15 protein-coding genes are annotated in these 24486 nt (G+C 40.9%); 4 read left to right on the top strand and 11 right to left on the bottom strand.

Annotation, left to right across the window (positions count from 1 at the left end; genetic code table 11):
- Nucleotides 1-4038, top strand: a 4038-nt coding sequence (gene rpoC / locus JWR87_RS19085; RefSeq protein ID WP_297823261.1) for a DNA-directed RNA polymerase subunit beta', incomplete at its 5' end; no start/stop codon positions are given.
- A gap of 157 nt (nt 4039-4195) precedes the next feature.
- A complete protein-coding gene (locus JWR87_RS19090) occupies nt 4196-4387 on the top strand; it encodes a hypothetical protein (protein WP_297823264.1) in 192 nt (63 codons plus the stop codon).
- Nucleotides 4388-4554: 167 nt separating this feature from the next.
- On the opposite strand, the gene JWR87_RS19095 is transcribed toward JWR87_RS19090, so the two are convergent.
- From JWR87_RS19095 to JWR87_RS19115, 5 genes are all read right to left on the bottom strand, one after another.
- Complete coding sequence (locus JWR87_RS19095) at nt 4555-5484, bottom strand: glucosamine-6-phosphate isomerase (protein WP_297823266.1); 930 nt, start codon at nt 5482-5484, stop codon at nt 4555-4557.
- A 166-nt stretch (nt 5485-5650) separates the two neighbouring features.
- Nucleotides 5651-6433: a PIG-L deacetylase family protein gene (locus tag JWR87_RS19100; protein ID WP_297823268.1), complete on the bottom strand. Its 783-nt coding sequence runs from the start codon at nt 6431-6433 to the stop codon at nt 5651-5653.
- An 84-nt stretch (nt 6434-6517) separates the two neighbouring features.
- Nucleotides 6518-7816 (bottom strand): sugar MFS transporter, encoded by a 1299-nt coding sequence (locus tag JWR87_RS19105; RefSeq protein ID WP_297823271.1) that lies wholly within the window; start codon nt 7814-7816, stop codon nt 6518-6520.
- Between the two features lie 496 nt (nt 7817-8312).
- Nucleotides 8313-11855, bottom strand: coding sequence for a ThuA domain-containing protein (locus JWR87_RS19110; RefSeq protein WP_297823274.1), 3543 nt, complete (start codon nt 11853-11855; stop codon nt 8313-8315).
- 248 nt (nt 11856-12103) lie between these two features.
- On the bottom strand, nt 12104-15256 hold the full coding sequence (locus JWR87_RS19115) for a PVC-type heme-binding CxxCH protein (protein ID WP_297823276.1): 3153 nt from the start codon (nt 15254-15256) through the stop codon (nt 12104-12106).
- Between the two features lie 284 nt (nt 15257-15540).
- On the opposite strand from JWR87_RS19115, the gene JWR87_RS19120 reads away from it, so the two are divergent.
- Nucleotides 15541-16437 carry a TIM barrel protein gene (locus JWR87_RS19120; RefSeq protein WP_297823278.1) on the top strand — a complete coding sequence of 299 codons (897 nt, stop codon included), beginning with the start codon at nt 15541-15543 and terminating at the stop codon, nt 16435-16437.
- 148 nt (nt 16438-16585) lie between these two features.
- Here JWR87_RS19120 and JWR87_RS19125 read toward each other — a convergent pair whose 3' ends face one another.
- The 3 genes from JWR87_RS19125 to JWR87_RS19135 all read right to left on the bottom strand — a co-directional run bounded on the left by JWR87_RS19125 (nt 16586) and on the right by JWR87_RS19135 (nt 18940).
- Nucleotides 16586-17377, bottom strand: a complete 792-nt coding sequence (locus JWR87_RS19125; RefSeq protein ID WP_297823281.1) for a TIGR00266 family protein — start codon at nt 17375-17377, stop codon at nt 16586-16588.
- 199 nt (nt 17378-17576) lie between these two features.
- Nucleotides 17577-18305: an alpha/beta hydrolase-fold protein gene (locus tag JWR87_RS19130; protein WP_297823285.1), complete on the bottom strand. Its 729-nt coding sequence runs from the start codon at nt 18303-18305 to the stop codon at nt 17577-17579.
- Between the two features lie 38 nt (nt 18306-18343).
- Nucleotides 18344-18940, bottom strand: a complete 597-nt coding sequence (locus tag JWR87_RS19135; protein WP_297823286.1) for a GDSL-type esterase/lipase family protein — start codon at nt 18938-18940, stop codon at nt 18344-18346.
- A 208-nt stretch (nt 18941-19148) separates the two neighbouring features.
- Between JWR87_RS19135 and JWR87_RS19140 the strand changes: the two genes are divergently transcribed.
- On the top strand, nt 19149-19640 hold the full coding sequence (locus JWR87_RS19140; RefSeq protein ID WP_297823289.1) for a response regulator: 492 nt from the start codon (nt 19149-19151) through the stop codon (nt 19638-19640).
- 118 nt (nt 19641-19758) lie between these two features.
- Here the strand turns inward: JWR87_RS19140 and ftsZ are convergent, their stop codons facing one another.
- The 3 genes from ftsZ to JWR87_RS19155 form a co-directional block, all read right to left on the bottom strand.
- Nucleotides 19759-21591, bottom strand: a complete 1833-nt coding sequence (gene ftsZ, locus JWR87_RS19145; protein ID WP_297823292.1) for a cell division protein FtsZ — start codon at nt 21589-21591, stop codon at nt 19759-19761.
- Between the two features lie 151 nt (nt 21592-21742).
- Nucleotides 21743-23128, bottom strand: coding sequence for a cell division protein FtsA (gene ftsA / locus JWR87_RS19150; protein ID WP_297823294.1), 1386 nt, complete (start codon nt 23126-23128; stop codon nt 21743-21745).
- A 221-nt stretch (nt 23129-23349) separates the two neighbouring features.
- Nucleotides 23350-24486: a hypothetical protein gene (locus JWR87_RS19155; protein ID WP_297823296.1), complete on the bottom strand. Its 1137-nt coding sequence runs from the start codon at nt 24484-24486 to the stop codon at nt 23350-23352.

Below are 24486 nucleotides of genomic sequence, written 5' to 3' on the forward strand. Positions count from 1 at the left end.
GAGGTTACTGAAAAGAAAGTACGTCGTGAAAGAATGGGACACATTAAACTGGTGGTTCCTGTAGTTCACATCTGGTACTTTAAATCTTTGCCTAACAAGATTGGTTATTTGTTGGGAATGAGCTCTAAGAAATTAGAGACCATTGTTTATTATGAGCGTTTTGTGGTTATTCAATCTGGTATCCGTGCTGATAAAGGTCAGAACTTCGGTGACTTGCTTACAGAAGAGGAATACCTGGATATTTTAGATGCTTTACCAAAAGACAACCAATATCTTCCTGACGAAGACCCAAACAAATTTGTAGCAAAAATGGGTGCGGAAGCAGTTCATGATTTGTTGCAAAGAATAGATTTGGACCAATTGTCGTTTGATTTAAGAAATGCCGCGGCAAATGAGACATCACAACAACGTAAGGCGGATGCGCTTAAGCGTTTAAGTGTTGTGGAAAGTTTCCGTGATGCTAATACACGTATTACCAATCGCCCTGAGTGGATGGTGATGCAGTATATTCCTGTTATTCCTCCTGAACTTCGTCCGTTGGTTCCTTTGGATGGTGGTCGTTTCGCGTCTTCTGACTTAAATGACCTTTACCGTCGTGTGATTATTCGTAACAACCGTTTGAAGCGTTTGTTAGAGATTAAAGCACCTGAGGTAATCTTACGTAACGAGAAGAGGATGTTGCAGGAAGCTATTGACAGCTTGTTTGATAACTCAAGAAAATCAAACGCTGTTAAAGCTGAAGGCGGACGCGCTTTGAAATCTCTTTCTGATGTTTTGAAAGGTAAGCAAGGTCGTTTCCGTCAGAACTTACTTGGTAAGCGTGTTGACTATTCTGGTCGTTCGGTTATCGTGGTAGGACCTGAAATGAAAATGCATGAGTGCGGTCTTCCAAAAGATATGGCTGCCGAGCTTTTCAAACCATTTATTATTCGTAAGCTGATTGAAAGAGGTATCGTAAAAACTGTAAAGTCGGCTAAGAAATTAGTTGACAAGAAAGAAGCAGTTATTTGGGATATTCTTGAAAATATATTGAAAGGCCATCCGATTATGCTAAACCGTGCCCCAACCTTGCACCGTTTATCAATTCAGGCTTTCCAACCAAAATTAATTGAAGGAAAGGCCATCCAGCTTCATCCGCTGGTTACCACTTCATTCAACGCTGACTTTGACGGTGATCAGATGGCGGTACACGTACCACTTAGCCATGCTGCCATCCTTGAAGCGCAGTTACTAATGCTTTCTTCTCACAACATCTTAAACCCGCAAAACGGTACGCCTATCACCCTTCCTTCCCAGGACATGGTATTGGGTCTGTATTACATTACCAAGGGCAGAAAGAGTTCTGACGATGATAAGGTACAAGGTGAGGGTAGAGCGTTCTACTCGATGGAGGAAGTCATTATTGCTTATAACGAAAAACAACTCGACCTACATGCTCATATTAGGGTGAAAACTTTAGTAAGAACTAGTAAAGGTGAATTGTACCAAAAATTAATTGAGACAACAACTGGTCGGGTGTTATTTAACCAGTTTGTTCCTAAAGAGGTTGGTTACATCAATGCGCTTCTTACCAAAAAAAGTCTTCGTGAGATCATTGGGGATATCATCAAAATAACTGACGTTCCTAAGACAGCTAAGTTCCTTGATGACATCAAGACCCTGGGTTTCCGTATGGCGTTTAAAGGCGGGCTGTCGTTCAACATCAATGACCTAATCATTCCGGAAATTAAGAACCAGCTACTTGACAATGCGAAAGCTGAAGTTGAGGAAGTTTGGGATAACTACAACATGGGTCTGATTACCAATAACGAGCGTTATAACGGTATTATTGACATCTGGAGCCGTGTGGATACCCGCATCACTGAAACCCTCATTCGTGAGATGGCAAGTGATAAGAAAGGTTTCAACTCAGTTTACATGATGCTTGACTCGGGAGCTCGTGGTAGTAAGCAGCAGGTAAAACAGCTGGCTGGTATCAGGGGTCTGATGGCTAAACCTCGTAAGAGTGGTAGCAGTGGAAACGAGATCATTGAAAATCCAATTCTTTCCAACTTTAAAGGTGGATTGAATGTATTGGACTACTTCATATCTACGCACGGTGCTCGTAAAGGTCTTGCGGATACGGCGTTGAAAACTGCGGATGCCGGTTACTTAACCCGTCGTCTGGTTGACGTTGCTCAAGACGTTGTTATTACCCTTGAAGATTGTGGTACTTTACGTGGAACCGCTACAAGTGCATTGAAAGATAACGAGGATGTAGTTGAACCATTGTTTGATAGAATATTAGGTCGTACTTCTTTGCACACTGTGCTGAATCCTGTAACTGACGAATTGCTTGTAGAAGCTGGTCAGCAAATAGATGAGGACATTGCAAAAGCGATCGAAGAAGCCGGAATCGAAACTGTAGAAATTCGTTCGGTTTTGACTTGCGAAGCTAAGCGTGGTGTATGCGTACGTTGCTATGGTAAAAACCTTGCAACTGGTTACACTGCTCAACGTGGTGATGCTGTTGGTATCATTGCAGCTCAGTCAATTGGTGAGCCAGGTACTCAGTTAACACTTCGTACATTCCACGTGGGTGGTGTGGCCGGATCAGCTTCTGTAGAAAGTACATTAAATGCTAAGTTTGATGGTACAGTTCAGTTCGACGGCTTAAGAACGGTTGACACTGTAAACAACGAAGGTGATAAAGTGAAAGTGGTTATTGGTCGTACAGGTGAAGTAAGGATTATGGACGTGAAGAACGATCGCCTGTTAATTACCAGTAACGTTCCTTATGGAGCTAGCTTGTTGGTAAAAGATGGTCAAACTGTAACAAAAGGGCAACCAATTTGTTCGTGGGATCCATTTAACAACGTAGTTGTTTCTGAGATTTCGGGTTCTATTAAGTTTGAAAACATTATTGATAGCGTTACTTACCGTGAAGAAGCGGACGAGCAAACAGGTCACCGTGAGAAAGTAGTAATTGAAACAAAGGATAAGACTAAAATACCTGGTTTGATTGTACAGGGTGTAAAAGACACAAAAATGTATAATCTGCCTGTAGGAAGTCATATTGTGCTAGAGGAAGGTGAAGAAGTGAAGCAAGGACAGGTACTTGTGAAAATTCCAAGGGTCTTAGGTAAGTTGAGAGATATTACGGGAGGTCTTCCAAGAGTAACTGAGTTATTCGAGGCAAGAAATCCTAGCAACCCTGCTGTGGTATCTGAAATTGATGGTGTGGTTAGTTTCGGTAACATTAAACGTGGTAACCGTGAGATCATTGTTGAAGCAAGAGATGGTGTTGTTAAGAAGTATCTAGTACCTCTTACCCGTCAAATCCTTGCACAAGATGGTGACTTCGTAAAAGCTGGTACCCCTTTGTCTGATGGTTCAACTGCTCCTGCTGATATTTTGGCTATTCGTGGACCATTTGCGGTTCAGGAGTATGTGGTGAACGAGATTCAGGAAGTTTACCGTTTACAAGGTGTACGTATCAACGATAAGCACATTGAAGTGATCGTTAGACAAATGATGAAGAAGGTTGAGATACAGGATCCGGGAGATACAAGATTCCTTGAAGGTGATACTGTTGACCGTATTGAATTCAACGAAGAAAACGATTACATCTTCGACAAGAAGGTGGTGGTGGATGCAGGCGAAAGTACTAAGTTAAAGGCCGGACAGATCGTTAGCTTAAGAGAAGTGAGAGAAGAAAATTCTATCCTTCGCAGAAGCGACAGGAAGCTGATCGAATTCAGGGACGCTTCATCTGCAACATCTTCTCCGTTGTTGCTTGGTATCACAAAAGCATCATTAGGTGTTCAAAGCTGGATCTCTGCTGCATCGTTCCAGGAAACGACTAAGGTATTAAGTTCTGCTGCTATCATGGGTAAAACGGATGATATGCTTGGATTGAAAGAGAACGTAATTACTGGTCATCCAATTCCTGCAGGTACAGGTTTAAGAGAGTTTGATAACATGATTGTAGGTAGCAAAGAAGAATACGAATTGTTGGCTACAGCACGTGAGGCGATGAACTTTGATGATGATGAGTAGTTTTTATTAGTTATTAGAATTACTTAAAAAAGCAGGAAGCGAAAGTTTCCTGCTTTTTTTATCATTAAGCTTCCGGTGGAGGTTTTGGCATAATCTTTTAACCTTGGTTACCTGTAAAACCTATAAATCTTATCTTTTAATTTTTAAACTCAATCTCATGAGCAATAGTAAAGACCACGCAGGAAGCAAAGGAAACGATGGTACTACAACCAAGAATAAGGGGGAAAGCCAACAGAGCCATCAAAAGGGAGCTAAGAGTGTTAGTAAACACGATACCGGAAAGCATACAAAAGATGAATCTGGCGGAGCAGCCCATAACACTACTAAAAAACAGGAAAACAGTATTTAATGTCGAAGGCTGAATGAAGCAATTAAAACGTGTTTTATTCAGCCTTCTTTTTTTTGAACGTAAAGTTCGAAGGGTAATAGGCTAAGATATAAGGGCTAAAAAAATAACCTTTCTCATATTGCAGTAAATTTAAAAAAGCACGAAACAGGTAAAAAGTATAACAGGCATTAGTGCATTTCTACAGAACAACTTCCTAAACCTCCACGGTAAAAATTAAACTGCACATTAGGATGATCTGCTAAAAGCGACATAGGAACAGAGGTATCAGCAATCTTTTTGGAAATCATATAAGTTGTTAGCCTCTGGCCAAAAGCGTTATCATGAGTTCCGGCATGCCAGATGGAAACCTTGTCCGCTTTCCATGTCTCTACAGGGCCAACCGTGATTGCCTGAGTCGGAACGAGGGTAATATTTCCACCGCCTGAAGTGCGGGCATTTTGAGCAATAGTGATGGGATGTAAGTCAACGACACGAGTGGTGAGCTTACGGTATTTTTCAGGTGGGGGAGGGGCGTCTTTAAATTCACCTTCACGCTTTGGTGGATCATTAAAAGCCCAGTGCTTAATATCTCCCTGTCCACCCTGCATAACAGCACAACGAATACCATCCCAGCTCTTAATAAAATCAGCAGTATCTGCCTTTGGAAAATGTAAGTTTTTGTCAGGCATAACAAGGTCTTTGCGAATGCGGTTAAAACACATTTCTCTGTCTGCTCTTTCAAATGAAAGTGGGTGATCCGGCGACACTTCTTTGCCATCTAAAAACCATTCATCCATGCCCCAAAAATGAGCTGATTTTAGAGATAGCCCCAGTTCGTTTACTATTCGGGCAACCAGGGGCAGGTGCTCTGTAGGACCAATAGGTCCACATACTCCTACCGGATTGTCATCCGTTGATTGTCGCCACGCAGTAACGTATTCAAGTGCTTCTGCAAGGTAAAAGTCTTCCAAGCTCTCATAAAAGATGACTTTAAACCCTGGTCGTGAAAGTTGCAGCATCTTCTCTGCGGTTAAATCAGCAACTTCTTTTATAATGTCATTATCCAGAGTAGTATAATCCCACCAATCCGGCGCAATCGAACTTATTTTTCGAGGCATAGACAATGTGTATTAGAGTAAAATTCTCTTAAAGTAAAATAAGGTAGCTTTTTAGTACGAACATTCGTTTTTCATGGCTTCACCGTTGCGTCGCATTACGTTCTTCTGCATATCGAATTGCATCTTCCGTTTGCACTACACACGGGTTCTTTTCTTATGACTTATTTTACAAGTTATTTTCATATTCTTCGTTAATTACATAATCCTTTCCTAAATCGTTTAAAGGGTCGGTATCATAATTACAAAAACCAAAATGTAAATGCCGTCGCCAACCTTCTGCACGTATAAATCTTTTTGACATCTTGCCCACTTCAACGGAAATATCATCCATCGTCTGAAGGTAAGAATTCATTTTCTGGCTTACATCTAACCAGTTTTTCTGGCTTCTATGTGCGTTCAATGCTTCCAGCTTTATTGCGTGCACTGAGGTTGTATTTACAAATGCACCTGCAGTTATTTTTTTACGCAAATTGTCGCTTAGCGTATGTGGCAAAGCATGGTAAATAGTAGTGTTATAATTTTCTGTTTGTTCTGGGGGAATGGTTGTAAAGTTAGGCATGCCACGTGCAAACGTAGCCGTAACAGCCAAACGACAAGTGTTTGTATGGTCTTCCATATAATCACTTGTCGAATGCGTTAAAACAACAGAAGGCTTCACTTCGCGAACAATTCCTGCAAGCCTTTTAAGTGTCGGAAGGTCATAGAAAATTTCGAGGTCATTGCAAAATGGAGGATGGAAATGAGCACCTAAAATTTCAGCAGCTTTTCTCGCCTCTTCTAACCTGATTTTTGCAGTAGTTTGAGAGTCATATTGAAGACTGCCAACATTACCAGACGAAAGATTTAAATAATGAATTTCATATCCTGTTTTTTTTAGCATTAGCAACGTCCCTGCCATCATTAGCTCAATATCATCAGGATGCGCAGCAATAGCGATAGCAGTTTTCATCACTTAACAACTTACATATTGAAGACTAGCTCATAGATTGAGAAATTCATCTTACACAAAATTCGCCCGGTATTTCACTTATGCTTAAGCCGGCTGAAGTGCAGGACTCACTTGCTTTTTTCCGGCTTTATAACCTACAGTGGCGAAATAAAGAATAAACAAGTAAAAAGGAATAAGCACCCAATATGCAGTTTGCGGATTACTTGAATCGCTTACGGCACCATACAGCACAGGTCCTAACGCTCCACCTACAACTCCCATAATTAGTAATGCAGAACCTTTACTGGTAGATTTACCCAAGCCATCCAAAGAAAGCGGCCAAATGGCGGGCCATAGCAACGCATTGCCTAAGCCAAGCAATGATATGAACCATACCGATGTGGGCCCTTTAATAACTACTGCTAAAATGGTGAAGACAACACCAATGACAGCAGAGGCAATTAAGGCTTTCCTTTGGCTTATTATCTTGGGAATGGTAAAAATGCCAATGATGTAACTAATGATCATGATAAGCAAGGTATAAGTAGCAAAGTACTTGGCTTCACGAAATGATAAACCTGTGTACTGAGCATAATTAATAATGGTGTCTACGGCTAATACTTCTACACTTACGGCGCAGAATATTGCAAGAGCCCCAAAGATCATATGATGATGCTGAAAGAAGCTTTTTTCAGGTTGGGCTGCTTTTACCGGCTGCCCCGGTTCTGTATTTTCATCATGAATATCAGGAAGGCTGGTAAATTTTATTAATAAACCGAGGGCAACTAAAACAGCAGCCATAATAATGTAGGGAAAAATAAGGCGGGCAGATAATCCGTCCAACACCTCATTCTGCTGCAAGGTGGACATATTTACCAACTGTGCCTTTACTTCGTCGATCTCGTTCGGGTTTTTTACAATAGCACCAATTAGCAATAATGGAGCAATTGCACCTGCAAGTTTATTGCAAACACCCATGATGCTGATGCGGGAGGCTGCACTTTCTATAGGTCCAAGAATAGTGACGTATGGATTAGATGCAGTTTGCAAAAGGGTTAATCCTGTAGCTTCTATAAACAATCCAACAAGGAAGATTACATATTGTCTTGAATTGGCTGCAGGAATAAAAACCAGGGCCCCGGCTGCCATAACAAATAAGCCAAGCATCATTCCATTTTTATAACCCGTTTTTTTCAGGATGAAAGATGAAGGGAAAGCCATTACAAAATAGCTGATATAAAAAGCAAAGGCAACAAGCATAGACTCCTTTACGGTTAACTCACAGGTCAATTTGAAATATGGGATCAATATAGAATTAACCCAGGTTACAAACCCAAATACAAAAAACAGTGATCCAATAATGATCATGGGGCCGTAATTGTTCTTAGAAGTGTTGTTGCTCATTGTTTTGGTTTAGTTAATAAGAAGAAGCTCAAATGTATGTTAATGGACTTTGTTAATTTAAAAAGGTAGAATAGAGGTTATGTACTTTGAAATTAAATTTCGGGGCACTCCATAAAAACAAGGTCGGTTCATAAGCACTGCTTTGAAAAGCAAAAGATACTGAAAAACTGATATCAACTTGTAAACCTTCTGAAAGATAAAAATTAACAATTGGTGGGCGAGGAGTTTAAGACCGGTTGAAAGCCCTGGTGGAACTTTTTATTTTCAATAAAAAGCAGCAGGTAAATGATGAGGGGCAACCTCTTAATACGTGCCTGCTGCTTTTTGAAATTTATGGCCTAATGAATCTTTTCGAAGCGACTACTACAGTACAAGGGTGCGACGCAACAATGTACTGTAGTAGCACTGCATATAAGTACAACCAATTCTTACCCCACTTACAACACCTTTAATATCACACTCACTATCTGAACCTGAAAGAATCAAATGCCTTTGGTTAAATTTTATTTTGTAAGCCGGCTGAAGATTTTTTGATATTCTCGCCCGGTAGCTTTCTTACCGGAGTTCTTGGTGACGCTGCCTTGGGCACTACTTTTTTGCGCATTGGTGGAGTAAACTTAGTGTTGCCCTCCAATGCCATTGGCGGCTTTGCAATCGCTTCTCTTCCTCCCTCAAAATTTACCCAGTCTACGGTAGCTATGTTTTTATTAGGTGTGGCAGGTTTTACAAATACAAAGTACAGATCACGTTTGCCTGCCAACGGGTTAGTTACAGGCGCGCTTAACTCTGCAAATTTATTCCATGCCCCTGTTGGTTGATAGGTTAGTTTACTAACTATTTCTCCCTTTAAAGTATTGGCGTGCACTTCGATAGATCCGTCTTTATCCAGAGAAGCTAACCGGTAAGTAATACTGGTAATATCCTTTAAATCTATGTTTTTTAATACGAAGTAAGAACCGTTGTTAATGCCACCTAAATTTCTTTCAGTGTTTCTGAGATTGTAAGTTACATCTGCGTTCTCTACCTGCACTTTTGCCGGGCGTAGAACCAACACATCCTTATTAGTAAGGGGGGAGATAGCGCCACCTTTATCAGTATAAGAAGCAGTTAAAATGTACCGACCTTCGTCTGTGCTGCCAATGTGCTCGTTTAAAATTACTTCGCCTGTTTGTGCCAGCGGTTTTTCTTCTCTTATATTACTGAGCGAAACAACGTATTTCACAATTTCGGTAGCGTCTTCCTTCGAAAACTGGGGATGGGCACTCATTGCATGTTCGCCCCAAACGCCACCACCACCTGTGATCACCTTATTGGCTAAATAACCAATTGCATTTTTATCGTTGATATATTTTTTAGAAATGGCCATAAAAGAAGGTCCAACAGATTTTGCATTTACCTGGTGGCAGGCTTTACAATCGCTGTTATTGATTAAATTTTTACCATAGTTGTAATTCTCATTTATTTCCTGGTGTCCAACTGTGGCCTGTGTATTGGCAACTTTTGGTAGATATTTCAATGAAACCCTCACGTTGCCTTTATCAATTTCCGGATCTTCTTTGTCCTTTATGTCCACCGCATAATTAAGTCCGGTGCTTTTAGGAAAGTAGAAACTGCTGTTGTCTGTTGTTTGGATAGCTACCAGCGGCAAAGTGTTTCCAACTTTTATTTCAATTGTATCATTGCTGTTTAAACCTGCAGCATCAGTTACTTTTAGAACTGCTTTATAAATGCCATTGTTAGTAAACGTATATGTTGGATTTGGATCTGAAGAAATAGGTTGCCCGTTTACGGTCCACTGGTAAGATAGCTTGTCTTCCTCATCGTAGTCAACCGTGTTTCTGCTGCTAAAGGCAACTTTAAAAGGAGCCAAACCAATGGTATCTTTTGTGGTAACTTTTGCAACCGGCGAGCGGTTTCCCCCGTTATAATCTATTCGTACCAGGCGCGCATCTACGTTATCTATGCCATAAACAGAACCATACTCCAGCATGTAAATAGAACCATCTGGTCCAATTTCCATGTCTGCCGGCCGGCGGAAATCACCGTTACCAGGCATAAAAGCTTCCATTCTCTTATAGTTGTAATTTTCATCCATACGAACTGCAAACACCCAGTTGCGCATCCAGTCGTATATGAAGAATGCCTTATCATAATACGCAGGAAGTTTTGTGGGGGAATTTAAATTCGCATTGAAATTATAAATAGGTCCGCCCATAGCACATCGCCCGCCTACACCCAGTGCAGGAAATTCTGTAGACAATGCATATGGGTACCAGATTAAGGGATCTGTGGGAGGAGGCAGTATTTGAGCCCCGGTATTATTAGGTGAATAATTGGTTGGACCATTTTTGTCGAATAAAGGACCAATAGCTTTGGTGGCAAAGTCAGAATCATGGTAAGCAATGGTATTACCTACAAAATACGGCCAACCGAAATTACCGGGTTTTCGTGCCTGGTTAAATTCGTCATAACCGCGCGGACCATGTCGGCTGTCCTGTCCCGCATCAGGTCCAATCTCACCCCAGTACAAATAGGAGGTCTCCTGGTCTACTGATATTCTGTACGGATTTCTACAACCCATCACATAAATTTCAGGACGCGTACCGGCCGTACCTTTTGAAAATAAGTTACCATCAGGAATAGTATAAGAACCATCTGGCTGAGGATGAATACGTAGAATTTTTCCTCGTAAATCGTTTGGATTGCCGGAAGAACGCTGAGCATCGAAAGTATGCCTGTCTTTTCTTTCATCAATCGGTGCATAGCCATCCGATTGAAAAGGAACGGTGTTGTCGCCTGTAGAAATAAATAAATTCTTGTCTTTATCCCAGGCTAAAGATCCGCCGGTATGCGCGCTTACTTCAAGGTCAATAGGTATTTTAATAATTACCTTTTCAGTAGCGGTATCAAGGGTTCCGTCTTGCGAAATGACGAAGCGCGAAACGTTCTGGTGGTATTGTTCCCCAGTATTAGCAGTATTGAAAAAATAGATAAAATTGTTTTGTTTAAAATCAGGATCGAGTGTAACACCAATCAATCCGTTAAGATATTTCTCAACTGCTTTAACGGGAAAGTCGCGAACGAGTTTTGTTTTTTTGGCAACAGGATCGTACATGTAAAATTTTCCACTCCTCTCAGTAAAAAATACACGGCCATCAGGAGCTACTGCCAATTCCATTGGTTCATTCAAATCATTAGATAGAACAGTTTTTGTAAAGCGGTTCTCTTCCGGTGCTTTTACTGCATATGATTTCGAATAGTCCAGCGGCTTGTCAGTTCCAATTGCATATTTCAATCCACCGGCAAGATGACTTAGATACAGGGAATCACTATAACTTTCCTTTGTATGGCCGGCCCCTGTATAAAAAGCCCTGCCTCCATCAAAGTCGTGATACCAAACGAAAGGATGAACATCGCCCATTACTCCTCCCTCATATGTTGTTTCTTCTAAGTTGGCTAATACTTTTAAATCTGGCTGAACATTTTTGTAATTATACCATTCATCAAACCGCTCCCATTTTTCGGGTAGCATAGAGGTAGATGAGTGCGTTTTATCGAGGATGGTAATAGTTGCTTTTTGTTGCCTGGGATGGCTTAAAAAATAAGCGCCAACCAATTTGTTGTACCACGGCCATTCATACTCGGTATCCGCCGCAGCATGAACGCCTAAAAATCCTCCCCCTGCTTGTATATACCTTTCAAATGCCACCTGCTGATCTGCATTTAAGACATTGCCTGTGGTACTTAAGAAAACAACTGCGCTATAGTGTTTAAGACTATCCTCTATAAAATAACCAGGATCAGCAGTTGTGTCGGCTATAAAGTTGTTTCCTTTTCCTAACTGCACAATAGCTGCTGCCCCTGTAGGAATAGACTCGTGAAAATAACCTTTGGTTCTTGTAAAGACTAAAATTCTTGCCTTGCGCGCAGTAGCGGTGGAGGCGCTATTGTTTGTTTTAGAAGTTTTGCACGCATAAAAAATGCTAAACGAACACAGCGTTGCGGCTAGCGCAAAAAGTAAATTTTTTTGGGGTAACATGTATTTTATACTTTCTAAAATTGAGCAATAAAAAAACGTTTTATTTAAAAGACTTAGCGATATAGGAAAAGGAGAATTCTTTAAAACAATAAAATTTGTTCGATAACCTTTAGGTCTCATCTGTTTTCGCGGCGATTATTTATGGTAGCCGGCAAACGATCTATAATAAACATCGTTGCGTCGCACTCTTGTACTTTAGATAAATAATCGACAATTAGGCTAATTATAATAAAGCGCTCCTTCCGATGTTATATTTTCTTTTTCAAATTCTCAAGGTAGCCTAAGAGGTTTACCAATTCTTGTTTCGACATGCTTTCATGTAAACCTTCGGGCATCATTGATTCTTTCAACTCCTTCATCGATTTTACATCCCTGGTTTTAATGTGCTGCTTGGCACCACCTGGTAACTTTAAGTCGATGTCTGTTTCGGTTTTACTTGAGATTATTCCTGTAAGTGTTGATCCGTCTTTTAGTTTAATTTCCCAACCTTCGTAACCAAAACTAATACCTTTTGAAGGATGCACAATCGCTTCAAGCAAGCCTTCTCTTGGGTACTTTGCACCAATTTCAGTCAACTTTGGTCCAAAGTCAAATCCTTCATTACTCACCTGGTGGCAAACAGCACAACTATTAGTAAACACTCCTTTACCTCCCGCAATATTTGCTTTCAACGAACCCAGATCCTCTATTACAGGCACTTTCTTTTCTGTCTTAGCTACTGCATCTGACAAATAGGATGAGGCTTCATTTCTTACAGCTTTTCGCCATGCTCCCTGCACGCTTGAAACTGCGCCGGGTATTAGTGGTTCGGGTATTTTTTTATTTTTTAATAACGTAAGTACAAGGTCTTCGCCTCCTCCGCTTCTGCCGATTCTTCTTGCTGCCTGTTCACGTAATTCCATTGGATACTTAGTCGACACTACAATAGACTGTAACATATCCAAAGACTCCTTGCTACCCACTCTGCTTAGCGATGTTAATAAAGCGTTCGCTCTGGCACTATCCTTTCCAACCAGTACCTGCCACGCCATCGAACTTCCACCAGCTTTTAATAATAATCCGGCTGCATCTCTACCCATTGGCTGCCGGTATTTCGAAATTGCTAAATCAACCAAGGCTCTGTTTTGGTCGGTCAATTCATACCTTCTTACTAACTCGATATACTCCGGGGTTCCTGATAAAGTTTTCAAAAGCTCGTTTAGCGCTTTTTTTGCAGGTACTGAATTCTTAACTGTGTTTACATCAAGGTGACGCAAGACAAGCTTGTTAAGGGTAAGGTCATTAGCGCTGTTGTTTTTTATCATTGCAAGCAGCAGCTTTGATTTTAATGGTCCTTTGTTAAAATCAAATGCTCTGAAATACCGCAGCCTGTTATTCACCGCTACATCCTGCTGCGCGGCCAACTTAGCAATATAAGGAACAGCTACATCTGTTCGTGCCCGCCAAACAATATCCTGGGTATTTGCATTTTGAATGGGATCTTTCACTTTCGCTACATAAGCTGCAAAAAATCGATCCCACTGTTTGTCTGCTCCAACTCCCGCAGCTTCCAGATACCAGCGATCGCCGTCATGTTGACTTGCCAAATTGGCCCATAGCTCGGGTGCTTCTGGTGATTTGTTGTGATGCAGTGCAATCAGGCATTCGCGTCTTACATGAATATCAGGGTCATTCACCAATTGGCGTACAACTCCTGTTACATCAGCGTTTAATTCTCTGGCAGCTCTTAGAGCAACAATTCGTAATTCTGGTATATTTGATTGAAGTGCTTGCTGAATATATTGCTGTGCATTTGCACCCGGTCTTTTTACCAGCGCCCAAAAACCGCGCGCCTTCATTTTTGGATTAGTGGCGGTGCTCCAAAGTTTCTCAAGTTCGGGTACAGCCTTTTGTCCCATTGTTTGCAATGCTGTCCACGCTTTAAAGCGGGTAGATAAGTTTGGATTTTGTAGGGCCAGAACAGCTCCGGCAGGAGTAGAATAATCTTCTTTACGAATTATATAACTTGAACTTGGAGGAGCGATTCTATATATTCTTCCTTTTGATTGGTCGCCAGCCTGGTGACCCCCAACTCCCGGATCGTACCAGTCAGCTACAATAAGAGAACCATCGGGAGCGACTGAAATGTCTGCAGGACGAAACCAACGATCTTTATCGCCTTTCAAAATATTTACCATGTCTGCTGTATAACCAGCACCCTTCTTCTTAACCGGGTAGGAGCGTACTACATTAGGTCCCGCATCAGTATGGATCATCTGGTTCTGAAACTGCTCTGGTAATAAAGAGCCTTCATAAAGCACCATACCTGTTGGAGAGCCGGCAAAAGTTTGCAAAAGGTTAGGCACCACACCGGGGTCATTCAGGTGCCAGTGACGAAGAGGTGTAGAGTCTTCTATGTTAGTACGGTTTTCCTGCCATCCCGCACCGGTCATCTCATCTTTATAACCATAGTTGCCATACTCCATTACATAGTTTATACGAACTCCGCGATTGCCATCATCATCATTATCGCTCTGCCACAAAGTGCCATAACTATCTACTGCAACTTCATAAGGGTTTCTGAAATTCTGAGCCAGTACTTCAACGTGAGAACCATCAGGGTCGCATCTGAGCACCATACCTTCTTTATAGTTTTTAGCGCTTATTTCAACGCCATCCTGGTCGAGAACCGTTTTACCGTCTTTATCTTTCAAAGTTCTTCCCTCGTTACCGAGGTTAAAGTACAACTTGCCATCCGGCCCAAAAGTAAAGGTATGGGCTCCGTGATCGTGCTGTTCTCCACCAATACCCTGGAAAAGCACTTCTTTTCTGTCAGCTTTATCATCCCCATTATCATCATAAAATGCCCAGATGTAGGGACTTTGAGATACTATAACCCTGTTTCCTAAAACACATACTCCTAATGGTGCATTTATCTCTGGGCCCTGGTAAAATACTTTTGCGGTGTCGGCCTTACCATCGCCATTATTATCCTCCAATATCATTATCCGGTCACCCTTAGGATTTGTTGGATTGCCGTTGATGTCAGGACGATAATTATAGGCCTCTGTTACCCAAACCCTTCCACGATCATCTACATCTATATTTGTAGGATTTTTCAGCATTGGCTCGGTAGCCATGGTGTGCACTTCAAGGCCGTTAAACGCTACCAGTCCTTGTAATGCATTTTCCGCCTCGCGCTTTTCCTGCTCCGTTAGCTCGCGCACTTTTGTTTCTTGGACTACCGGCTTTGTTTCGGCGTTAGTAACTGTTACAGTTTCAGACTTTGTTTCGGTTGTAGTGGCTGTCTTCGAAGAATTTCGGGAGTTTGTACAACCGGCTGCACTAAGAACACTAACGAACAAAAAGGCCTTCAATAAAAAATTTGTATTTAGTTGAAAACGGGCAAGACGTTGTTTCATTATTTCAATGGCTTTAATTAATCGTGGATATAACAATTATACTTGAAGATAGCGAGATGGGCAAATACTTTTAGCTGTTAATATCTATTATAAAGGTATTTACTATCACAATAGTAATTTAAGTTTCAAATAAAAGGTTTGTAGGAAATAGGTTGTTTAGGGCTTTAATAGCATAAGGTAACTTAGAGGATGCGGGACAAACTATTTGCCCTGATTTTTAAATGTAACCCTTACATTTATGTTATTAATTACTACTACTTTAACGATTAAGCTTAAACAACTATATGAAAAAGCAACTCTCGCGACGTACCGCTTTAAAAAATCTAACAGGTAGTGCTGCATTTTTTTCTGCTGCAATGGTGCTTCCCTCTGCTGCAAAAGCGGAACTGATTAAGGAAGAATGGGGCGATCTAAAATTAAAAGGCAACGTAAATCATTCGGTGTGTAAATGGTGCTATCCTAAAATTAGTTTAGATGACTTGTGCAAGGCAGCTAAGGATATGGGAATGTCATCCATTGAATTACAAGGTCCTGATGAGTGGGCAACAATAAAAAAGTACGGACTTACCTGTGCTATGCCCTGGGGAGCGGGAAAGGGGATTGAGAATGGGTGGAACAATCCGGCATTGCATGATGAGTTATTAGCCAGTTTCGAAGATGTAATTCCAAAAGTGGCGGCAGCGGGATTAGACAAGATTATTACATTTTCGGGTAACAGAAAGGGATTAAGTGACGAGCAAGGGTTAGAAAATTGCGCCAAAGGTTTGAAGCGTTTAATGAAGACTGCGGAAAAGTATAAGGTAACTGTAACAATGGAATTATTAAACAGCAAAGTAAACCATAAAGATTACCAGTGCGATCATACTAAATGGGGAGCAGAACTTGCAAAAATGATCGGATCAGAAAGGTTTAAACTGTTATACGATATCTACCACATGCAAATAATGGAAGGAGACGTAATTGCAACAATCAAACAATACCATCCATACATTTCTCACTATCATACCGGCGGTGTGCCAGGGCGTGCAGAAATTGATGAGACACAAGAATTAAATTATCCGGCCATAGTTAAGGCAATTCTGGATACTGGCTACAAAGGGCATATCGGACAAGAGTTTGTTCCAAAAAGACCTGATGTTCTTGACTCATTGAGACAAAGCGTTAAGATTTGCGATATTTAAGCGGGGTATAATAACGGCTTTTTAGAACAAAAATGTAGCGAAAATGATAAAGGCAGATGAACTGTTCATCTGCCTTTATCATTTTTAAAATATTCCGCTTTATTATGCCGTTAGTTGCGTTTCTTGTGTTGTGTTCTTCCAGCAACTATTAATATCCATCGCCATCTAACATATTGCCAATGCCACCTAAAACACTCCCTTCTTCTTTTCTGTTTCGGCCATAAGATAAAATGCGGCTTGCAAGCCTGCTAACAGGTAGGGTTTGAAGCCATACTTTACCTGGTCCTCTTAGTGTTGCAAAGAATAAACCTTCCCCTCCAAAAATTGAATTTTTAATGCCTCCAATAAATTGAATGTCGTAATCAACGGTTTGAGTTAATGCTACCAGGCAACCTGTATCGACTTTTATTAATTCATTTGGTTCTAAAACCCGTTCAAAAACGTGTCCTCCGGCGTGCATAAACGCCATTCCATCCCCTTCAAGTTTTTCCATAATGAAACCTTCGCCGCCAAAGATGCCTGTACCAAGTCTTTTTTGGAAATCTATACCAATACTTACACCTTTCGCCGCACAGAGAAATGCATCTTTTTGAGCAATTACTTTTCCACCCAATTTTAACAGATCAAGCGGAATGATTTTGCCGGGATAAGGTGAAGCAAAACTTACTCTTTTTTTGCCGCGGGCCGTATTTGTAAATGCAGTCATAAAAAGGCTTTCTCCAATTAAGAGCCTTTTGCCGGCCCCTAATAATTTGCCCAACAATCCGCCATTGTTCTGATTCTGACTGCCATCGCCAAAGATTGTTTGCATTTGTATTCCATCATCCATCATCATAAAACTGCCACTTTCTGCAATAGCTGTTTCATTTGGGTCGAGCTCTATCTCAACATATTGCATTTCCTCTCCCATAATTTTATAGTCTATCTGATCGTTGCGCATGGTTTTAAATTTAGAGCGTAAATATATTTATTCACGCAGTTAATTTTAGTATAGATATTTCGTAAAAACGAATTTTAATTGATCTAAGAAAAGTTAGGCAGTTTTTTGAAAAGGCTAATAGGTTGAAGGAAGCACAAGATGTACAAGAGAGTGACACAACGATGTTGAAAAATGGATAGAGGCTTGTAACAAAATAAAACTAAAGAAAGTACTGTACCATTTGCTGCCAAAACCTTGGGCGATGTGCTTCCCCTTCCCATACATGCAAAGTGTTGGGTATTCCTTTCCTTAAAAGCGCATTGTGCAGGAACTGGTTGTTGGGTAAAAAAGGGTCCTCTTTGCCTATAGCAAGTACGATTTGTAATTTCTTTAAATTGCCTATAATATCCTCATCGGTAAGATTTGGGATAAATTGCGATGGCATATTGAAATAAATATTTTCATCCTTGTATCCATCAAACAAGTCATTGAAGTTTTTGGCGTGTAATGTTAAATCGTACCGACCGCTCATTCCAACTGTTTTGCTGAAGAACCGGGGATGTCTGAAAGCTATATTTATTGCATGATATGCGCCCAGGCTACAGCCGGCGGATACGATGTAGTTGTTGCTGTTTTTAAATCTTATCAGGGGCATCACTTCATGGAGTATGTATTTTTCATATTGAGCATGCCTGATGATACGTTGACTGGGATGGCTGCATGAACAGTAGAAACTTTCGAGGTCTATACTGTCAACGCAATAGACTTGTAGCCACCCGTTATTTATTTTGTCTGCAATTGCGTCTATTACCTTCCAATTTTCATAATCGTAAAAACGAGCCGTGCGGGTAGGGAAGAATAAGACGGGTGTGCCTGCATGACCGAATACAAGCAACTCCATATCTTTCTTAAGATGTGGGCTAAGCCAATGGTGATATTCCCGTTTCATTTATAAAATGGAGATTTTGCTACCCTAATACAGTTTTTCTAAGTAAGCAAGCATTCATTTAGTATGGTCTCCCTCCATAAAATGTAGCCGTCTCTATTAAGATGAAGCCCATCATTCTCAAAATAAGTAGCAATCGGTTTGCCATCTTTTCCAATCATTTTAGAATAGATGTCTATAAAATACTCATTGCCACTTCTTGAATTAAGTTCTTCCTCTATCAATTTATTTGCATGAACGATCTGTTGGATTATTTGGAGGCGACTTATACTCGGCTTGATAGAAATATAATAGAAAATAACGCCCGGATAGCGCTGACGTAGTTTAATCATAAACTCGCGGAAGAAGATCAAGACCTCTTCGGGGTGTCGGCCATCGCCTAAATCATTATCGCCCGCGTACAGGATGAATTTATCAGGATTTTTCAAGGGTGAAACAATACGATCGAAGAACCATACACAGGCGGCAAGCGTAGAACCTCCAAAACCGAGGTTTATAGGTTTAAACCCGTCAAAGTCTTCATACAATTTATTCCACAGCCTTATAGAGGAACTTCCGTAAAATATTGTTTTCGGATCGTACCTGCAGCCTTGCCTTTCTGCTATCGCTGCCTGAACGTCCTCTTCATACCAATGCATCTAAAAATTTTACTTTGTTATTTCAAAAGTAATACCATAAAGAGATGCCGGGTGATGGGATAAATATGGGTATGAAGAATTTGGATGGGCATTAAAAAAAATATAAGCTGAAGAAGTATTGGAAGATCTTTCTTATTACTTTAAGGAAATAGCAGTGGTATTTGGGCTTTCGGCTAAATAAGACCGGAATTTAGTTAAGAGGATATTTATGTCGAAAGCATTCATTTTTTGTCTTTATTTGTACGGTAATGTTTCTGTTAATTTGACAAATGACCTTGCTATGCACATTTTAATGGCCGACGATGATAAAGATGAATTCCTGATCTTACAAGAAGCGGCTGAAAAAGCAGGTGAAAAATTGCAGCTTTCTTATGCCGGAAACTGGCTTGAGCTGTGGCGGTTTATATTAAAAACCCTTCCTGATGTTTTGTTCCTTGACATTAATATGCCGGTTAAAGATGGTATTGAGTGTTTGCAACTGTTGAGAAAAGAAAGAAAATACGATGAGGTTCCCATATTAATTTATTCAACTTCTGTTAGCAAAGCGGATATAGATAACGCTTATAAAAACGGGGCTAACTATTTTATAGTTAAGCCAAATGCAATAGATGATATTACCAAGATCATCAAAAAGCTTCTTTCGATGGGTAAGGAAACCTTACGGACTGTGCCGCCCCGCGAAGAGTTCGTAATTCTATAAACCATTCTTCTTACCCAAACAGGGAAAAAAAATCCCTCCGTTTTCACGGAGGGAAAAAAACTAAAAACAAAAACTAAAAAACTCGTACAATTCACCGGCCGGTGCGAATTGAGGGGAACTAGTCAGGTTTTTTGCCATCTAAAAAGGTATTAATAGAACTGATTTGCCCTTTGTCATTCTCATCAGGTTTTACCGTGTACTTGCTGTAAAAGTTTTCAACTGATGTAAGCGTGTTTCCAAACAACTCCATATTACGACGGATGTACGCCGGCACGGAATCGAACTCAGTGCTTGCATCAGCAGTATTCATATTAAAGGATAAGTTTCTCAACTTCTGAATCCTTTCCTGTGCTCTGCGTTTTTGGTCTTCTGCATCGTCTTGCATAGCAAGGTCCTCTACAGATTGAGATGTGTTGCTGCTGGTTTGAATTGATTTGGGTACATCCGCCGGTTCTGGCATTTCCTCCTTCATTACTAACTTCATCTCGAACTCCGGTTGTTCAGGAAGCTGTTGTTTTGACGGTTTTGCTTCCATAGGATTTATGACCTGAGATTCTCCAGACTTCGCTTCTGCGTAGATGTTAGATGGTCTGGAAAGAAAATTTGAACCGGCTTTCTCACTAGCGTTGTTGTAGTTTGGTTGCGGCTGTTCTTGTATAAATTGTGGTTTTACCGGTTCTGTAACTTCTGGTTTTAACTCGAAGCGATATACCGGGCCATCGTTTGTTTGAACGACTTTTGGCTCTTGTGATACTGCCTGGGGTTGTTGCTGCTCCTGGTAATACTGCTGCGAAGGTTGAATAACAGCAGGGGCAGTACTGGTAACCTCAACCATGGTGGGCGCGTAAGGATCTTTATCTTCTAAAGCCAATGCAGGCTGCGTATATTGTTTTTTTTCCTCCACCCCGCTTGCCGACAGGTGCAACACTATTTTTTCTTCCGGCTTTTTTTCTTCTTTTGGTTTTGGCCTGGGTTTAAAGGGATCTTTGTGTTCAAAACCGGTAGCAATAATGGTTACGCCTATTTTATCTCCAAGCGACTCGTCGAAACCAATACCTTTAATAACGTCTGCATCGTCTCCCGCTTGTTGACGTAGGTAACTCATAATCGTATCTTCTTCATCCATGGTTATCTCATAGTCACCTTCTGCAGAAGTGATATTTACCAGGATCCATTTAGCTCCACGAATTTCACTGTCATTTAATAGGGGAGAGTTAACAGCGTCTTCAATTGCACGCTGAGCTCTGTCTTCTCCATCGGCTTGTGCGCTTCCTAAAATAGCTACACCGCCATTGCGCATAACTGTGCAAACGTCGGCAAAGTCTACGTTTATCTGGCCGTTGCTGGTGATCACATCAGTAATACACTTTGCAGCGGTAGCCAATATATCATCAGCTTTGCTAAAAGCTTCTCTCACTTTCAGGTTTCCGTATTGATGACGCAATTTGTCGTTGCTCACAACAAGCAAGGTATCTACGTTGTCTCTTAACAGCTGTATACCTGCCTCTGCATGACGCATACGTTTTGGTCCTTCGTTAGTAAAGGGAGTGCTAACGATACCCACGGTTAGCACGCCAAGGTCTTTGCAAATTTTGGCAATGATTGGAGCACCTCCGGTACCTGTACCACCACCCATACCAGCGGTAATGAAAGCCATTTTAGTATTAACCTCTAAGATGCGCTTTATTTCTTCAAGGCTTTCTTCTGTAGCCTGCTTACCAATCTCCGGATTGGCACCCGCACCGAGCCCCTGGGTAAGGTGTGGTCCCAGTTGAATCTTGTTGGGAACTTTACTGTTTGCTAATGCCTGCGCATCGGTATTACATATAATAAAATCGACACTGTCGATATTTTGACCGTACATGTGGTTTACGGCATTTCCACCGCCACCACCTACACCTATCACCTTTAAGATAGATGATTTCTGCTTCGGCAAATCAAAGTGAATCATAGTAGGAAATTTTTAGATTATGTTTTTGTTTTTTTTTAGTCATTTAGTCATTGGTCAATAAGGAAAACCATTGAACATTTTGAATTGAATATTGATAATTGAATATTCTCCTCCTTTCTGACTCAATGCATTTATTGACTAACTGACTTTCTTAAAGGTCCTTGTCTCCCTCTTCTTTAAACAGTTCCAGCAAGTTGTTCTTAAACTTCTCCCAGAATTTTGTCATTCCTTTTCTTCCTCTCGTATTTACAGTTTCTTTTGCTTCTGCAACAGGTACCTCCAGTGGCCTTACTTCGGGCTCATCTTCTTTTACCAGCGTTTCGGGAACGATAACTTTCTTGAAAGATTTCTCGAATTCTTTGTATTTGTGCTCGTAATCGCTGTAACCTTTTAGAATTAAACCAATACAAGTGCTGTACATTGGTTTCTTCAATTCGTCAATATGGTTAGCAGCAAGGTGACCATTAGGGAAACCAATACGTGCGTATAAACCAGTAGAATATTCGGTTAATTGAATAAGGTGTTTTAATTGAGAACCACCACCGGTTAAAATGATACCACCATTCAACATTCGTGTATCAAGGCCAACCTGCTTTAAGTGATAAGTAACAAAGTCTAGTATCTCACCCATTCTTGCCTGTATAATGTTAGCAAGGTTTTTAACACTAATTTCTTTGGCAGGCATACCATTCATTCCAGGAATAGTTATAAAAGCGTTTGCTTTTGCTTCGTCCGCTAAAGCGCTACCAAACTGAACTTTCATTGCTTCGGCCTGTTGCTTCAACACACCAAGACCGGTTTTAATGTCGTTCGTGATGTTCTCTCCGCCAAAAGGAATGACAGCCGTGTGCTTTAATATACCTTCATAAAAAACGGCAAGGTCACTTGTGCCACCACCAATATCCAGGATGGCAACGCCGGCTTCCATATCCAATTCGCTCATGACCGCTGAAGCAGAAGCAAGCGGTTGCAGAACAAGGTCTTTGGTTTTTAAACCGCTTTTATCAACAGCACGATTGATGTTGCGAATTGCATTTCTATCGCCGGTAATGATGTGAAAATTTGCACCAACCTTTACCCCGTTATAACCAATTGGATTAGGTATATTTTGAATATTATCAACGGTAAATTCCTGCGGTATCACATCGATGATCTGATCGCCCGCTGGTATGAACGTCTTCTTTTGATTATCGATCAACTGTTCTATTTCAGCGATGGTGATTTCATTTTCAGAGTCCTGCCGCACAATATCGCCGCGTGTCTGCAAACTCTTGATGTGATGACCAGCAATACCGACGTAAACTTCGCTAATCTCAAGATCAGGATTTGATTCATAACAATTCTTCAAAGCCTGCTGAATTGCTTTAATCGTTTGCTCAATGTTTAGAACCTGGCCATGTTGCACGCCGGTGCTGTTAGCACGGCCAAAGCCAAGGATCTCCAGCTTACCGTATTCATTCTTCCGTCCTGCAATGGCAGCAATTTTAGTTGTGCCGATGTCAAGACCTACAATGATGGGCGCTTCGTTGACGTTCATATATATGTGTTTTTGTTTTGCCTCAAGCCTCTCATGAGGCTTAAAGCATTTGTTGTTTTTATGTTTACACCAATTCTTCTCTTATATTTTATCCCCTTAAGAGTTAGGGCTTAGCAGTATTTCTTTCATCGCCATCGTTGTGTCACTCACTTGTACTGCTTTTTCTTTATTCGCCTTTTTATTGGCGACTTCCTTCTAATACTAACACCCCCGTATTTTCTCTATTTCTTATTCTGCTGTACAACCGGTTTTAATGTCTTCTGCATTACAGCTTTCGGCGCTTTCTTTTTATCTGCTTTTTTCTTAACCGCTACTTGTTTCGCCGGTACTACTTTTACTGTTACGGGTTTTACCGTTAGCGTAGCCGTTCCAGGCTTTACTGCATTGTTCTTTACATTATTTACCGTTGCAGTTGTAGGTTTCGGCACATTCGCTTTTGCTGTTGTTTTTAGCACATTTTGATTTACAGGCAATATCTTTCTATTTGCAGCGTTAGATATCAGACTAGTGGTATCGGCAGCGGCCTTTTTTACTTCGGCAAGCAAGGTTTCATAAGCCATTCTGGCTTTAACACTATCTACTTTTGCCGGCTTTGCACCTTTTACGGTAGCTACTACCTGCCCATCAAACTGAACATCCAGCTTCTCATATTTTTCAAAACCTACTTGTGTCCATACCTGCTTATAAAAACTAAACAACCTGTCAAACTTTTGTTGCCAGTTACCATCTTTACCCAGTTCAACAATATGGCTACCTACCGTCGGTATCATTTCAAACCCTTCCGGGGTAATGTCTAATTGAGCTACCTGTGCTTTCCAAAAATCATCAGCTTGTATAAAAATGGCCAGTTCTTTTACTGATGCCAACAGCTGGCTATCGGGCCTCGACAAAGTGCTTCTGGAAGATGGAAAGCTGGTAAACATTGGTATTCTCGCACTCAACTTTTCACTTAGCGGTAACCTTCTGCAAAAACTATCTATATAAAAAGAACTTCCTTCAACTGTAAATATTCTTGCAACCGGTTCCTTCTCTTCCACTATCACCTGCAGCACTTGTTTATTGTCAAAAAACAACTCTGCACTCTGTATCCAACTGTTACTTGTTAGTCTTTCTTCAAGCGCCTTTAAGTTGATGTTTTCTATCGCTTCGCCCTTAATTGAACCATATGCTTTTAAAACTGCAACAACTCCTTTTTCATCAACAAAAAAGTTGTTTCCATCCTTATTAAAGGATACTTCGATCCCTGTGCACTCCTTATGATTTTTACTACGAACTGCTGATACAAGTAGCACTAAAGTAATCGCTCCAAGTGCAATCCAACCAGTAGCTCTCCATCTTTTTCTCCACACTTGTTGCAT

It is taken from the genome of Segetibacter sp. (assembly GCF_025963695.1).
In the GTDB taxonomy this organism is placed as follows: domain Bacteria; phylum Bacteroidota; class Bacteroidia; order Chitinophagales; family Chitinophagaceae; genus Segetibacter.